Source organism: Robertmurraya massiliosenegalensis JC6 (assembly GCF_000311725.1).
GTDB lineage: Bacteria > Bacillota > Bacilli > Bacillales > Cytobacillaceae > Robertmurraya > Robertmurraya massiliosenegalensis.
Map to the genome: position 1 here is coordinate 160707 of NZ_HE978512.1, position 14265 is coordinate 174971.

Consider the following 14265-nt stretch of genomic DNA (forward strand, 5'->3'; position numbering starts at 1 on the left):
CTATATCAGATTAATATATGGCTTAGTATTTATATTCTCGATAAGCAATGGAGCTGACATTTTGCCCATTGGTGATTTCAATAACTGGACATATTGGTAGCTTCCTTCAACCCATGTTTTGATAACTCCATTTGAGGTACGTTCAATAAAGCTTGATAATTGCGGTCCTAGCTCGGTAAAATTGGACAATGCGAGAACGCTGAATCCTGCTGAATTAAGTCTAGAAATTTCTTCCGCATAGAAGGTTTCAAGGAATGTTCTACCTCTCTGGGAAACAATTGTATTTAAATCATAGTAAACAAACCACTTTTCATGTTGATTCAAGCTTGCATTGATAAACGGATCTAAACCATTCATTAGTCTCTCTCTATACTCATCATTATTTAAATTCGATACATCCAAAATCGCACCCTCAAAGCCTGATGGAGCAGGACGATTATAATGTTCAATGAAGTAAATCTTCTTTTTGGCCACATACTCTTTTAAATTTACCCCGTAAAGTCCGTAAAGAAATTCCAAATCATTAATCGTTGAAAGACTTGATAATAGAATGATTAAATTTTCTCCTGCTAACAGGCGATTTGCGGCAATCGATACGGCTAAGTATTTATAATTCGCTTTACTATTCGTATCTAAAATAAATGCCGATCCTTCAGGAATCCCTCCATCCAGAAGTTGATCGAGTTTCGCAATCCCCGTTGTGACCGCTGAAGAGTTATACATATGTGCCTTGTCTTCAACCATTGAAAAAGCAGGTAATAAATGAATGCCCTGATCGGTAATCCGGTAAATATGCTCCCCTTCTATAATCTTCCGACCTCTCATTTTTAACACTTCAAGCGTTCGCTTTCGATAATGCTCTTTGTAATCTGTCAGTGATAAGCGAATGACTCCATCAACAACATAATTAATATAGGATGTTTCAGGATCCATCGTGGACGTTTGCTCTTGGATGAGCAATGATGTTAAATTGAACTTTCTTAAAATATTACGAAGCTTATAAAGCGTCTTCCTCTTCTTTTCAACGCTCTCATCACCAATCTGAAAAAGACTAATGCTGTCGATCGCCACTCTTTTGCAGCCAATCTCACGGATCATTTGCTCAAACAACCCATCCTGCTTTTCCATTTGTTCTAATAACACCTGTGGCGAGATACAAATTACTCTCAATTTATTTTCACGTTCTAATGCTGGAATATCCCAACCAAACGCTTTCATTTCTTTATATAATTGTCCAGGTAGTTCTTCAAATGTAATATATATTCCTGGCTCATCATATTGTACAGCACCATTATAGAGAAACTGCATACTTAAATTCGTTTTTCCTGTTCCAGGTAACCCTTCTATTAAAATCGAAGCACCCGTCGGAAATCCGCCATTAAGTAGAAAGTCAAGTCCTTGAATCCCTGTTGACGTATACTGACTCATGTATTTCTCCCCCTTGCTTTCGCTTTCTAAGATTCCGATTACTCCTCCCCTTAAGGAACGATGTTATCTATGTCTTCTATTATACCTGTTAAAGAAGTCCTATTAAACAGTTTTGTGAAATAATGTAAACACGTTCTATATATTGGAAACCACCAAAAATGCGGTCTCCATAAAGAAGACCGCATTCTCGTTCTATTAGTATTTATATTTTTGAATAAGCTCTTGCAATTCCTCTGCCATTTGTGCGAGAGACTTAGCTGAAATCGAGATTTCCTCCATGGAAGCTAATTGCTCTTCCGTTGAAGCCGCCACTTCCTCTGATGTTGCTGCATTATTTTTCGCAAAATCGGCCACTTCATTTGCCACGACTTCCACTTCCTGCAAGCCTGCAGACATTTCCTCTGCTGTCGCAGAAATCGACTCCATTTGCGGTGTAATATCTTTCATACTTGTTAAAATTTCATTGAATTTTTGAATTGCTTCATTGGAGACATTAAGACCGTCCTTCACATCATCTGTCACATGGGACATCTTCTCGACAGTCGACTCGGTATCTCGTTGAATCGTCTGGATGAGCTCTGCAATTTGCTGGGCAGAAACTTGCGATTGTTCCGCCAGCTTTCTTACTTCATCAGCAACGACGGCAAATCCTTTTCCAGCTTCTCCCGCTCTCGCTGCCTCAATTGCTGCATTTAATGCAAGGAGATTCGTTTGATCGGCAATTCCGGTTATCACTTCTAAAATTGAACCAATTTCGTTAGAACGTTGTGATAAAAGCTTAATAATTTCATTGGATTCTTGAACAGAAGCATCAATCGACTTCATTTGCTCCATCGTTTTGCTAACCGATTGGCCGCCTTCTTCTGCTTTTTCTGTTGTTGCTTTTGTTAGCTCAGTAACTGCATGGGAACTTTTAGCAATAAGCGTTGAACCTTGTGAAAGTTCATTAATGGCTTCGACCGTTACATCTATCGATTGCGTTTGTTGCTCCGCCCCACTTGCCACTTCGACAATCGCCGTTGCCACCTGATCCGTAGCCTGGCTCGTCTGCTCAGAACTTGCCGTTAATTGATCCGCTGAGGCCGACAGTTGCACAGAACTCTCTTCTAATTTCCCTAATAAATTGCGCAAGTTTTGTTGCATATCGCTAAAGGAATGAGCCAATTCACTAATTTCATCATTTCCTTTTGCCTCTATATTTTCTGTTAAGTCTCCAGCACCAATTTTATATGCTTTCAGTTGTAAATCTTTTAATCTCTTTGTAATCGAGCGAACAACTAGAAAGACAATCACAAGGCCGATCACAAGCGATATGGCTTGTACGATGAGAGACATATTTTGAATAGGCTTGGCCGTATCCTTTATCTCTTGCTCATAAAATGTACCGGCGATCTTCCAGCCTGTCGTTTCGTTCGTGACAAACGTCATCTCCATCTTCTCACCGTTAAGAACGTACTCAAAGTTGCCTGTTTCTTCAGCATATAGCTTTTCGTAAAAGCTTTCCTCTGCCGGTGCTCCGACTTCTGCATTTGGGCTAACAACGAAGTTTTTGCTTGAATCTAATAATATCGCATAACCTTCTTTACCGATGACGACATCTTCTGCGATTTCCTGCATCGTCTGAATATCAATATCCATTCCGAATACACCTGAACCGTCTGCTACCGAATGCGCAACCGAAACAACCATCCCACCTGAAGCCGCATCAATATAAGGAGAAGTGATTACCGTATTACTTTTATCGCCTTCTGCATCGGTATACCATGAGCGAGTCCTCGGATCAAAATCAGCTGGTAAATCGATTTCAGGATAAGTTATCATCCGTCCATCAGCTGTCCCCACATATACAACCATTACCTCTGGATGGGTATCAATATATTGCTTTAACATCGTCTTTAACTCTGAAGTGGAACTGAGATCTTCATAAAGTCCAGACTTTAACTGTTGGGAAAAATATTCGGCATCATGTAATTTTGGGGAAAAGGTATAATCAATATTTGAATTTAATAAGGAAACATTCCCTTTCGCTCCTTCAAGTAATTCGTTCCCAAGCTCCTTTTCCGCACTCTCATAAGAAAAGAAACTAACAATAAACGTTGGGACAATTAAAAAGACCAAAAATATAATATAAAGTTTGGCTTTTAAACTCAATCTCCATTTTGCAAATAACTTTTTCATCTCTCTCTACTCCTTCTCATTTATGAAATTCGCATGACTATTCTAGTAATTCTAAAAAGATGCCGATAAAAATCTTTGCGAATCGATCGATATATTAAGAATTATATCGGTCAAAACGAGAAACTTATAGAGGAAATACTTTACTAAAATATGAATTTTTTAAGCATTTTTACTATTTATTTTATTTAAGCGATTACATTTTCCATATAGTGGAGTTTTTTCAAAACGGAGATACATACTAACAATGAGATATGAAACTTTTTCGTTAATGGACCGTAAATTAATAGAGCTCTTTTCTCAAATATTGTTGCTACCATCATTATTTATACTGGCAAGCAAAAACAATTCCATCCGTGGTACTTCGCTACTTATAAATCGGAATGGTCAGCGCTAGGACCATCCGTACGAAAACAGCCATCAATATAGAAGGTAGGTGATCGATTTAATGAAAAGAAAAGCAATTTTAACTTTATTCGTCATGATTTTGATGTTCTTTTTCCTTCCAAGAGTCGGATATGCAGTCGATTATTCGATTACAGCTGTTCATATAGACGCTTTTTTACAAGAAAATGGTGAGGTCCATGTCCAGGAAGTTCATACCTATTCCTTTGACGGAGACTTTAACGGGATCACAAGAGAGATTTTCCCCAAAGAAGGAACAAAGATTACCGATTTTAAAGCAAGCGAGAATGGCAAATCATTAAAGATTGAAAAAGAGGAGGAATTGTATAAAATTCACCGCAAAGGTTCTGATGAAACCATCACCGTTGAGTTGACTTATACGATTGAAAATGGTGTCGATGTGTATACAGATGTGGCAGAGTTCTATTGGCCCTTCTTTGATGACCGAAATGAATCAACCTATGAAAAAATGACCATCGTCATCCACCCTCCAGCGGCGACAAATGATGTATTGGCATTCGGTTATGATGAAGCATTTGATCGAGAAATGATTCAACAAGATGGTTCTGTTCTTTTTCAATTAGGAGAAGTTCCTGATGGGGAGAATGGAGATATTCGCGTTGCCTATCCAGCTTCCCTTTTTCCGGCAGCTAACGTGGCTGCGGACAAGGTGATAAAAGACGACATTGCCCAAGCACGGACAGAGCTTTACGAAAAAGCAGCAGCAAGAGCGGCCACGCAGGAAAGACTTAACAATATTTCATTCTTTGTTGTAATTGGCTCGCTTATCTTCTTACTCCTATTTTCTTTCGTCGCTGGCATGCGCGCACGTGGAAAAAAGATCGATGTAGAGCGGAAAATACATCAAGCATTTTTCATCCCAAAGCAAACATTAAGCATACCGGCAATGATTTATTTTACAAAAGGACATATTCCAACAGAAGCCATATCTGCTGCCCTTCTCGATCTAGTACGAAAAGGATATGTAACAAAAACTGGGGACATGTTTCGCTTAGTGAATACGTATACTCCTATCAAGCATGAAGAGATTCTGATTCATTTTCTCTTTCATGACATCGGCTCAAACGGTGAGTTTCGTTTTGAGGACTTACAAAAATACTCGAAAAACAAACTTAATCATGGAAAATACCAAACGAAGATGCAGGAATGGCAAAAAGCTGTTCAAAATGAAGTAAAAGAGCAAGAGTTATACGAGAAAAGTGGAAAGATCCGGTCTTTCCTTGGCACGATAGGCATCCTTCAATTAGTTTTTGGTTTCGTTACACTAGGATTCGAATTATTCGGATGGTTCTTTGCCTTACTAGTTTTGTTTATCGTTTACCTCATACTGGCCTTAATGTACAGACCAAAAACTTGGAATGGACTTATGATGACACATGAATGGCGGCGTATGAAAGAACAACTACCAAAAGTATCCATGAAAGAATGGGAAAGCTTAACAAGCGATGAACAAATGCGTTCCTATATTTATGGTGTTGGCATGAATGACAAAAAAATTATCGAAGCCAATGAGGAATTTATTCAGTCATTTAGGACTCCTGTTCAGCAAAACAATGTCTGGGATCCTTCTACCGCAAATCTTCATACGCTAATGCTTATTGGACCAATGGCTTCTTCAAGCTTTCACTCAGCCTATAAAAACACAACCGCTGATTCGTCTTCAGGCAGCTCCTCGATCTCGACAGGTGGTGGAGCCGGCGGCGGTGGTGGCGGATCGGGCGCCTTCTAAATGAGAAAAAAGGACTACAAAATGTAAGGAAGCTTCCGGTTTGTCTCATTCGTTCCAAACATCACTTAAGCGGAAATTTTCCTGTTATCTCGGCAATGGAGTCCCTTTTAGGGGAAATAACGGAAGATTTTCCGCTTATGGAGAGCAAAATCGTTTATTTTGGCATTTTTTGAGGGAATAGCAGGAATTTTTCCTGTTATTTTGGCTCTTTTTCATGATGCTTGCTCATTAAGCGGAAATTTTCCTGTTATCATTTCATACCGATACTGTTTATACGAACATTTTATCCACATTATTAATTGCTAGACAATAAAGAAAAAGAGGCTGACTTTGCGTCAGCCTCCTTTCTTTATTGGCGAATGGTTTTTAATGCACGGCTCCAAGTTGTTACTTGGTCTAGCATTAAGTTGATGTTTTCATCATGAATATTTTGTGGCTTGAACACAGAGAAGTTTTCAAAATCAGTAAATAGAGATAATGTTGGATGTGTACGTACATCGGCAACCATCAATTCTCCTAGAATTCCACGTAGATGCTCAGCGGCACGAGCCCCACCAGTTGAACCATAGCTGACAATCCCTGCAGCTTTGTTATTCCATGCCTCACGAGCTAAATCAATCGCATTCTTTAAAGCTCCTGTAATACTGTGATTATACTCTTGAACAATGAAGACAAATCCATCTAGGCTAGCAAGCTTTTCATTCCAAGCGGCAATCCCAGGTGCATCTCCTTCTCCTAAAAATGGTAATTTATAATCGGCAATATCAACGATTTCGTAGTTTGCATCCCCACGCTTATCAGCGATACCTTTTACCCATTCTCCTACTTGTGGACTTACGCGTCCTTCACGTGTACTACCTAAAATAACCCCAATGTTTAATTTTTCTGACATTAATTTCCCTCCTATAGAAAAGCGATTTAGTTTTGGACCTATCGATACATTTTCCCCTTTGTCGTGCGACTACATGCAACAGAGTCCAGAGTTAAAATAACAATCCGCTTTGGCTCCTGTCAATTTAGATGCTCGGATGGATAAAAATTTGGAAGAAACAAATGATAGGAATAAACAGAAATAAGGAGGAAGAAGGCATGAAAATATCTCGAATCATTTTCTTTCTGTTCTTATCTTTTCTTTTAACGAGTTGTGGAAACGGAGACAATGCTGACAACGGGGATGGAGATTTATTAGCTGAAGTTAAGGACAGTGGCAAACTTCGAATTGGAACAGAAGGTACTTACCCTCCCTTTAGCTTTCATAATGATGCTGGTGATTTAACAGGATTTGATGTAGAAATTTCTCGTGAAGTCGCCAAACGTATCGGAGTTGAGCCTGAATTTTTTGAAACACAATGGGATGCAATATTTGCTGGATTGGACGCTAAACGGTTTGATATGATCGCCAATCAAGTCGGAATTCGTGAAGATCGTCTAGAGAAATATGATTTTTCCGCTCCATATATAACGTCAGCTGCTGTCCTTGTTGTGCCTGAGGATAATGAATTCATTCAAAGCTTTGAAAACATCGAAGGATTAAAATCAGGCCAATCTTTGACGAGTAATTATGCAGATATTGCCAAACAATATGGGGCTGAAATAGTAGGAGTAGAAGGATTCAATCAAGCGATTGAACTATTAAATTCAGGACGAATTGACGTTACCATTAATGATAAATTGACCGTTCTCGACTTTTTAAAGCAACGACCTGATGCCAAGGTAAAAATTGCGGCGGAAAGCGCAGACGCTTCTCAAAGTGGCTTAATGTTTAGAAAAGGAAGCGATACCCTCGTTGAAGAAGCGAACAAAGCCTTACAAGGCATGATTGATGATGGTACCTATTTAGAAATCTCGGAAAAATGGTTTGGCGAAAATGTACTTGAATAGTATTATCGCTCACCCCGATCGGATTGAAAAACTTATCGCTATTGCCAAAAGTTCCCTCCTGCCACTATTGGAGGGGGCTATTTTATATACCATTCCCTTAACGCTTTTAACCTTTGTGTTTGGCCTTGTATTAGCAGTATTAACTGCTTTAGCAAGAATTTCAGGGGTTAAAGCTTTTGAAATTATCGCAAGAGTCTATGTCTCTGCTATTCGTGGGACGCCTTTATTGGTCCAACTCTTTATCATCTTTTACGGATTGCCGACGATTGGCATCACGATTGACCCCTTTCCATCGGCAATAATCGGATTTTCCTTAAATATCGGTGGCTATGCGTCCGAAATTATCCGCGCCGCCATTTTATCGATCCCCAAAGGCCAATGGGAAGCCGCTTATTCGATTGGCATGTCCTATAGTCAGGCGATGCGAAGAATCGTTCTTCCGCAGGCAGCTCGAGTGTCAGTCCCGCCTTTGTCGAACACGTTCATTAGCTTAGTGAAGGACACGTCCCTCGCTTCACTCATTTTAGTAACAGAAATGTTTAGAAGGGCGCAGGAAATCGCCGCAACCAATTATGAATTCTTGCTTTTATACAGTGAAGCAGCCCTTCTCTACTGGATAATTTGCTTTATTTTATCCATTGGACAGGGAAAACTGGAGACTCGACTTGATCGATATACAGCGCAATAAGGGAGAGTATAGAAATGATTTCCATTAGCAGATTGACAAAAAGCTTCGGAGAATTACAGGTCTTAAAAGGAATTGACCTTCACGTTGAAAAGGGTCGTGTAGTCGTTGTGATCGGCCCTTCTGGCTCAGGGAAAACAACCCTTTTAAGATGCTTAAATATATTGGAGGTTCCGACCACAGGAATCGTGACGATTGGCGATCAAACGTTAGATTTTTCTGCCCGAGTTCCCACTAAGGCCATTTCTGTTTTTAGAAGGCAAACAGGAATGGTTTTTCAAGGCTATAATCTGTTTCCACATAAAACAGCGTTGGAAAATGTGATGGAAGGGCCCTTAACGGTTAAAAGAGACGATCGAAATTTGGTTCAAAAAAAGGCAGTGGCATTGCTTGAAAAAGTAGGCCTTGGCGATAAAGTCGATATTTACCCATTTCAACTTTCCGGAGGCCAGCAGCAACGAGTGGGCATCGCCCGCGCCTTAGCAATGGAACCAAACGTCATGCTTTTTGACGAACCAACCTCCGCCCTTGACCCTGAGTTGGTTGGTGAAGTGCTCAAAGTCATGAAAGATCTCGCAAAAGAAGGAATGACCATGGTCGTTGTCACCCATGAAATGCGTTTTGCGAAAGAAGTCGCCGATGAAGTGATCTTTATGGAAGACGGGATTGTTGTCGAAAGAGGGGCTCCAGCTGAAGTTTTCAGCCATCCTAAAGAAGAACGGACACGACAGTTTTTACAGATGATACAATAAGGGGCGATTTCCGGAATTAGCGGTGGAAGTTACGGAATTAGTGAGAAAGTTACGGAATTAGCGGCCGAAGTTACGGAATTATTGATAAAGTTACGGAATTACATCCGCTTTTTCCGGAATTACGTCTATTTGACTTACGGATAAACCTAGAAAGCCGTCATCCATCGCCCCGCTCTCTATTCTAATCAAACTCGAGTATGGAAGTATCCCCATATTCGATTTTTTTTGCCCAATATATGTTAAAATCATTAAAAAACGATGGAGGAGCATCCTATGCAAATCGAACAAGCAACAATCGAGGATTTAGAAGAAGTCGCCGTTCTATTTGATAAGTATCGCCAATTTTATCAACAGCCGACCGATCTAGAAGGAGCTAGGAGTTACATTAGCGAACGTCTAGAAAACAAGGAATCTACTATATTTATCGTGAAAAACAGTGAAAGACCATTAGGCTTTGCACAACTTTATCCTACCTTCTCATCAATCTCGATGGCAAGAGCATGGATTTTGAATGACCTGTTTGTAGAAAAGGACGCAAGAAAACAAGGTGTAGGAGCAATGCTTTTACTGAAAGCGAAAGAGTTTGCTCTCCAAACGGGCGCCAAAAGCATCAGCCTAAGCACTGCACCTGACAATCATTCAGCACAACGATTATATGAAAGACACGGCTATGTTCGAGATGACCAATTTTATCATTACGAACTAAACGTATCAGACTAAAAATCTGCACGTATTCTCCACACTCTTGCGGTACACTAATTCAATATTGAAATCAGTTTAGGTGATCCTATTGAAAAATTTATCAATCAAACTAGGAATTCTATTTTTTGTTATTATTTTTTCACTTATAACGTCATTGTTATTCTACCTGCATAAGGGAATTGCTGATATACGGGCTGAAGAGGAAATCGAAGCCCTTCAAGCGCGAGGGAATTCACATCGCTCCGTGCTTGAAAAGCATTTTAATGAAGATACGATTGATCATGTCGTCTTGATGGAGTCGGAATCTCGAACAGATGTCGTCATTACCAATCAAAGTGGGGAAATCATTCAGGCCTCTAAAGAGATCGAGCAATTTGAAAAATACATTCCACTTCCAGAGCAACAAATTTCCAGAGAAGGACAAGTAATTGAAAACAACTGGAAGACAGAACCGTATATTGCAACGATTAGTCCGATTTATCTTCAGAACAAATTGATGGGCTATATCTTTATGTTTGAAAATACTAAGTCAGTCCATTTGTTAATGAATAGTTTAAATGAACACTTTCTTCTCGCAGGCATCCTGTCTGTCATTTTCACCTTCATTATCATTATTTTTCTCTCAAAAGGGATTACAAAGCCTTTAATCACAATGAAGGAAGCAACTTATCAAATTAGTAAAGGGAATTTTTCCGTCTCTTTTCCGAAAGCATCAAAAGACGAATTAGGTGACTTGGCCAAGTCGATCGAGTCACTCGCTACTGAATTAAACTATTTAAAGCAGCAAAGAAGCGAATTTCTTGCCAGCATTTCACATGAACTCAGAACGCCACTTACCTACATAAAGGGCTATACCGATATTGTCAGAAAACGAAATTTAAGTGAAGAAGAGCAAAAAAAGTACTTAACAATTATCTCTGACGAAACCAATCGCTTATCCAGCCTTATTAAAGAGCTATTTGAATTGGCAAAAATGGACCAAAATACATTTCTGATCCACAAACAAAATCTTGAATTATTTCCTTTTTTAGAAAAAATAGTGCAAAAACTCACACCCGCTCTTACAGAAAAAAATATTCACTTTACGCTAGAGTGTGAGCCAAGAATTAATTTGATGGCCGATCCGACAAAGCTTGAGCAAATCATAATTAATCTTTTGGATAATGCGATAAAGTATTCTACAGACGGCGCTAAAATTGAACTAAAGGCATGGAAAGGGAAAGGACTCATTCATCTAACCATAGAAGATAGCGGAAAAGGCATCCCTGAAAAGGATCTTCCCTTTATCTTTAATCGATTTTATCGGATCGATAAGTCGAGAACCCGTTCTCTTGGTGGTACAGGTCTTGGCCTCGCAATCGTACAAGAACTCGTCCATGCCCATGATGCCGAAATTTCTGTTACGAGCAAAGAAGGCGTCGGTACAAAGTTTGAACTTCTTTTTAAGGAGAAAACAAATGAAGACAATCTTATTAATTGACGATGAACCGATGATGCTCGATTTATTATCCTTGTATTTAACACCCCTTGGGTTTAAATGTGTAAAAAAGCGATCAGCTAAAGACGGGATTGCCTTTTTAGAATTTGAAACAGCTGACCTGGTCTTGTTGGATGTGATGATGCCTGAAATGGATGGCTGGGAAGCTTGTGCTGAAATCCGAAAATATTGGGATATTCCGATCATTATGTTAACCGCCATGAGTGACAAATCAGATATTGTTAAAGGATTAAAAGGTGGTGCAGACGACTATATTTCGAAGCCTTTTGATGAAGAGGAACTTACGGCTCGAATCGAAGCCGTTTTGAGGAGACATAATGGCTTATCAAACAAACTCGTCTTTAAAGGACTCGTGTTAGACCACGATTCCTATCAATTACAGTACAATAGGAAAGATATTCCGCTTACCCCGAAAGAGTTCGCAATGATGAGTCTGTTCTTAAGTAACCAAAATAAAGTGTTTACGAGGGAGCACTTGATTATCACAATTTGGGGCTATGAGGTGGCGACCGAGGACCGAACCGTTGACTCGCACGTCCGAAATTTACGAGACAAGCTCCGTAAGGCTGGCTTTGCCGCAGATGAGTATTTACAAACCGTCTGGGGAGTCGGCTACAAATGGGCAAAATGAAGTGGTTGCATCATCGCAACCACTACTTTACCCCACGATAATTTTTTCCTTCGGATAGTGATAATTCTCTTCCTGTTTTCCACTATGAAACAAGAAAATGAAGGAAAGGATTCCGATTCTTCCGATGAACATGAGTGCAGTAATGACAATTTTCCCAATCGAACTAAGCTCTGGTGTAATCCCCATCGTAAGTCCGGTCGTTCCAAATGCAGAGCTTACCTCGAACATAATTTCCAAAATGGAAAATGGCTCAGTTTCTAACAAAATGATCGTTGCAATGAAACAAATCATAAAAGCAAGAAAACTGACGACCACTGATTTACGAATGTCATCCTCATCAATTTCCCGTCGAAAAACTTTAATGCTCTTCTGTCCCTTAGCAAACGAAACCAGCAGCAAAACAACAACGGCAAAAGTCGTCGTTCTTATTCCCCCACCTACAGAACTTGGTGAAGCACCAATAAACATCAAAAAGCAAAGGATCATTAACGTTCCCGCTGAAAACTCGCTTACATCCATCGTTGCCAAACCACCATTTCTTGTCGTAGATGATTGAAAAAAAGCATAGAAAAATGACTCATGCCAGCTTTTATTGGCAAAAAAATGGGTGGCTTCAAACAGTAAAATGGCAATCGTTCCAAATATCATTAATGAAAAAAATGTCACCGTCGTGAGTTTCGTATATAAAGAAAAATGAGTACCTATTTTGGCTTTTTTATTTCTAACATAATCCCTTAATTCGATTAGGACCGGAAAACCGATTGCTCCTAATGTTAATAAAATGATATTGATAAATTGGACAAAGTAATCTTGGGCAAATGGGACAAGTGAATTGCCTGTTATATCAAAACCTGCATTCGTCGTCGCACTGACAGAAGCAAATAAGCCTTGCAAATACGCCTCCTGCCAAGTAGGGAAATAGGTTAGAAAATAAGTCCCCAAAACCGCTGCCCCCACCAGTTCTATTAAGACAATAATAACCAAAATTTGACGCATTAATTTTACCAAGCCGGATAAATGCGATTGGTTCTGGTCTGTCATAATTAATTTTCTTTCTCTCAACCCAATCTTTTTTCCAAGTAAAATCCACACAAAAGTGCCAAGTGTCATAATTCCAATTCCACCAAATTGAAGAATAAACATGAGAATGAATATTCCAGGTGTACTAAAGGTATCTATCGTTGAAACAACCGAGAGACCTGTAACACTAATGGCACTGACTGCCGTAAATAATACATCAAGAAAGTTCCAACTGACTCCCGGCTTTAACGCAATCGGTAAGCTTAGGAGAATCATCGAAACAATCACAGCTAGCACATAGAAACTGACCATTAACTGAGCTGGACTTAGCCGATTCTTTTTTATCATCATGTTGATTTTCCCTTCAGAAAAATTTCCAACACCATAGAAAAAAGACCATCACAAATAGAATGGTCTAGGTAAGATCCTTTGACCCTTCTCTCGAATTTTCACATAACGCTTACGAGGTTAGCTGTCGGATTAGGGATTGAGAGTACCCCCTCTTACTACGTAAGATTCACCCCAAGATACAATTAGAAACTGTATCAAAATTGGTTCCCCCGCTCTAATTTAGATTCAGCGATTAAAAGGTGTGGATATCAGATTTTCAATGAATACACACAATCTACTCCCGTTTCAATCTTTTGTCAATTATTTTTATAAAAAAAATCTGCCCCTCCATCGAGACAGATTCTTAAACTTTATTCAGCAGGGGATAACTCGTCTTCCGTTACCCATTTATGGTACTTAACCTCTTCTCCATCAGGAGTCGTGAAATCGACCATATAGACGGTTGTTTCTTCAGCTGTATCAATGGTCACCGCTGCATCTTCCATTCCTTCCATATGTGCAGCATCGGTTTTTACTTCTGTTCCCGGAGCCAATGGTGCTTCACCTGGATCCATCAATTCTTCGTGAATAACCCATTTATGATTCTCCACTTTTTCTCCACCGTTCGTTGGTGTATACGAAATCGAATAAACTGTTGTATGATAGGCACCAGAAACAGTCGCTTCAGCCCCCTTCATTCCTTCCATATGATCCGTTTCAATCATCACTTTACTTCCAACTTCATAAGTTGGATTCTCTTCAACTTCTAATCCTTCAGGAACTTCGCCTGTTCCTGACATCTCCATATGACTGTGGCCAGTGTCTGCTGTTTGTTCTGTGTGCTCCCCATCGTTTGCATCTTCTTCATTCGAATTTGAACAAGCCCCTAACATGAAGATGGCAGCAACTAAAATGAGTACCCAAGTACCTTTTAATTTTTCAAACATTTTTTCATTTCCTCCTTATCTCTTTATAACTGAGATATTTGTCACAGCACTAACTTTAACA

12 protein-coding genes and 1 riboswitch are annotated in these 14265 nt (G+C 39.5%); of the genes, 7 read left to right on the forward strand and 5 right to left on the reverse strand.

Annotated features, from left to right (window positions below):
- Nucleotides 1-1428, reverse strand: a complete 1428-nt coding sequence (locus BMSHG_RS07010) for an ATPase domain-containing protein (RefSeq protein ID WP_019153725.1) — start codon at nucleotides 1426-1428, stop codon at nucleotides 1-3.
- A gap of 195 nt (nucleotides 1429-1623) precedes the next feature.
- Nucleotides 1624-3606: a methyl-accepting chemotaxis protein gene (locus BMSHG_RS07015; RefSeq protein WP_019153726.1), complete on the reverse strand. Its 1983-nt coding sequence runs from the start codon at nucleotides 3604-3606 to the stop codon at nucleotides 1624-1626.
- A gap of 445 nt (nucleotides 3607-4051) precedes the next feature.
- Here BMSHG_RS07015 and BMSHG_RS07020 point away from each other — a divergent pair, with 445 nt between their 5' ends.
- The gene (locus tag BMSHG_RS07020; RefSeq protein WP_019153727.1) at nucleotides 4052-5758 is read left to right on the forward strand and encodes a DUF2207 domain-containing protein; all 1707 of its coding nucleotides are present in this window, start codon (nucleotides 4052-4054) and stop codon (nucleotides 5756-5758) included.
- Between the two features lie 349 nt (nucleotides 5759-6107).
- Here BMSHG_RS07020 and BMSHG_RS07025 read toward each other — a convergent pair whose 3' ends face one another.
- On the reverse strand, nucleotides 6108-6650 hold the full coding sequence (locus BMSHG_RS07025) for an NADPH-dependent FMN reductase (RefSeq protein ID WP_019153728.1): 543 nt from the start codon (nucleotides 6648-6650) through the stop codon (nucleotides 6108-6110).
- Between the two features lie 197 nt (nucleotides 6651-6847).
- Here BMSHG_RS07025 and BMSHG_RS07030 point away from each other — a divergent pair, with 197 nt between their 5' ends.
- The 6 genes from BMSHG_RS07030 (at nucleotide 6848) to BMSHG_RS07060 (ending at nucleotide 11907) form a co-directional block, all read left to right on the forward strand.
- Nucleotides 6848-7639, forward strand: coding sequence for an amino acid ABC transporter substrate-binding protein (locus BMSHG_RS07030; protein WP_019153729.1), 792 nt, complete (start codon nucleotides 6848-6850; stop codon nucleotides 7637-7639).
- A complete protein-coding gene (locus BMSHG_RS07035) occupies nucleotides 7626-8327 on the forward strand; it encodes an amino acid ABC transporter permease (RefSeq protein ID WP_019153730.1) in 702 nt (233 codons plus the stop codon). Before BMSHG_RS07030 ends, BMSHG_RS07035 begins: the two co-directional genes overlap by 14 nt.
- A 14-nt stretch (nucleotides 8328-8341) precedes the next feature.
- Nucleotides 8342-9076 (forward strand): amino acid ABC transporter ATP-binding protein, encoded by a 735-nt coding sequence (locus BMSHG_RS07040; protein ID WP_019153731.1) that lies wholly within the window; start codon nucleotides 8342-8344, stop codon nucleotides 9074-9076.
- 273 nt (nucleotides 9077-9349) lie between these two features.
- Complete coding sequence (locus tag BMSHG_RS07050; protein WP_019153733.1) at nucleotides 9350-9796, forward strand: GNAT family N-acetyltransferase; 447 nt, start codon at nucleotides 9350-9352, stop codon at nucleotides 9794-9796.
- Nucleotides 9797-9866: 70 nt separating this feature from the next.
- Nucleotides 9867-11258: a HAMP domain-containing sensor histidine kinase gene (locus BMSHG_RS07055; protein WP_019153734.1), complete on the forward strand. Its 1392-nt coding sequence runs from the start codon at nucleotides 9867-9869 to the stop codon at nucleotides 11256-11258.
- Nucleotides 11236-11907 carry a response regulator transcription factor gene (locus tag BMSHG_RS07060; RefSeq protein ID WP_019153735.1) on the forward strand — a complete coding sequence of 224 codons (672 nt, stop codon included), beginning with the start codon at nucleotides 11236-11238 and terminating at the stop codon, nucleotides 11905-11907. The genes BMSHG_RS07055 and BMSHG_RS07060 overlap by 23 nt, the downstream gene beginning before the upstream one ends.
- A gap of 27 nt (nucleotides 11908-11934) precedes the next feature.
- Here BMSHG_RS07060 and BMSHG_RS07065 read toward each other — a convergent pair whose 3' ends face one another.
- Nucleotides 11935-13278, reverse strand: a complete 1344-nt coding sequence (locus BMSHG_RS07065) for a TrkH family potassium uptake protein (protein WP_019153736.1) — start codon at nucleotides 13276-13278, stop codon at nucleotides 11935-11937.
- Nucleotides 13279-13370: 92 nt separating this feature from the next.
- A riboswitch (cyclic di-AMP (ydaO/yuaA leader) is annotated at nucleotides 13371-13519 on the reverse strand.
- A 109-nt stretch (nucleotides 13520-13628) separates the two neighbouring features.
- A complete protein-coding gene (locus tag BMSHG_RS07070) occupies nucleotides 13629-14204 on the reverse strand; it encodes a YdhK family protein (RefSeq protein WP_019153737.1) in 576 nt (191 codons plus the stop codon).
- Between the last annotated feature and the right edge of the window lie 61 nt (nucleotides 14205-14265).

Bases quoted from the DNA above. Each gene is read 5' to 3' on its own strand.
- BMSHG_RS07065 (WP_019153736.1), bottom strand. From the start codon at position 13,278: ATGATGATAAAAAAGAATCGGCTAAGTCCAGCTCAGTTAATGGTCAGT.
- BMSHG_RS07025 (WP_019153728.1), bottom strand. From the start codon at position 6,650: ATGTCAGAAAAATTAAACATTGGGGTTATTTTAGGTAGTACACGTGAA.
- BMSHG_RS07050 (WP_019153733.1), top strand. From the start codon at position 9,350: ATGCAAATCGAACAAGCAACAATCGAGGATTTAGAAGAAGTCGCCGTT.
- BMSHG_RS07060 (WP_019153735.1), top strand. From the start codon at position 11,236: ATGAAGACAATCTTATTAATTGACGATGAACCGATGATGCTCGATTTA.
- BMSHG_RS07070 (WP_019153737.1), bottom strand. From the start codon at position 14,204: ATGTTTGAAAAATTAAAAGGTACTTGGGTACTCATTTTAGTTGCTGCC.
- BMSHG_RS07020 (WP_019153727.1), top strand. From the start codon at position 4,052: ATGAAAAGAAAAGCAATTTTAACTTTATTCGTCATGATTTTGATGTTC.
- BMSHG_RS07010 (WP_019153725.1), bottom strand. From the start codon at position 1,428: ATGAGTCAGTATACGTCAACAGGGATTCAAGGACTTGACTTTCTACTT.
- BMSHG_RS07040 (WP_019153731.1), top strand. From the start codon at position 8,342: ATGATTTCCATTAGCAGATTGACAAAAAGCTTCGGAGAATTACAGGTC.
- BMSHG_RS07035 (WP_019153730.1), top strand. From the start codon at position 7,626: ATGTACTTGAATAGTATTATCGCTCACCCCGATCGGATTGAAAAACTT.
- BMSHG_RS07030 (WP_019153729.1), top strand. From the start codon at position 6,848: ATGAAAATATCTCGAATCATTTTCTTTCTGTTCTTATCTTTTCTTTTA.
- BMSHG_RS07015 (WP_019153726.1), bottom strand. From the start codon at position 3,606: ATGAAAAAGTTATTTGCAAAATGGAGATTGAGTTTAAAAGCCAAACTT.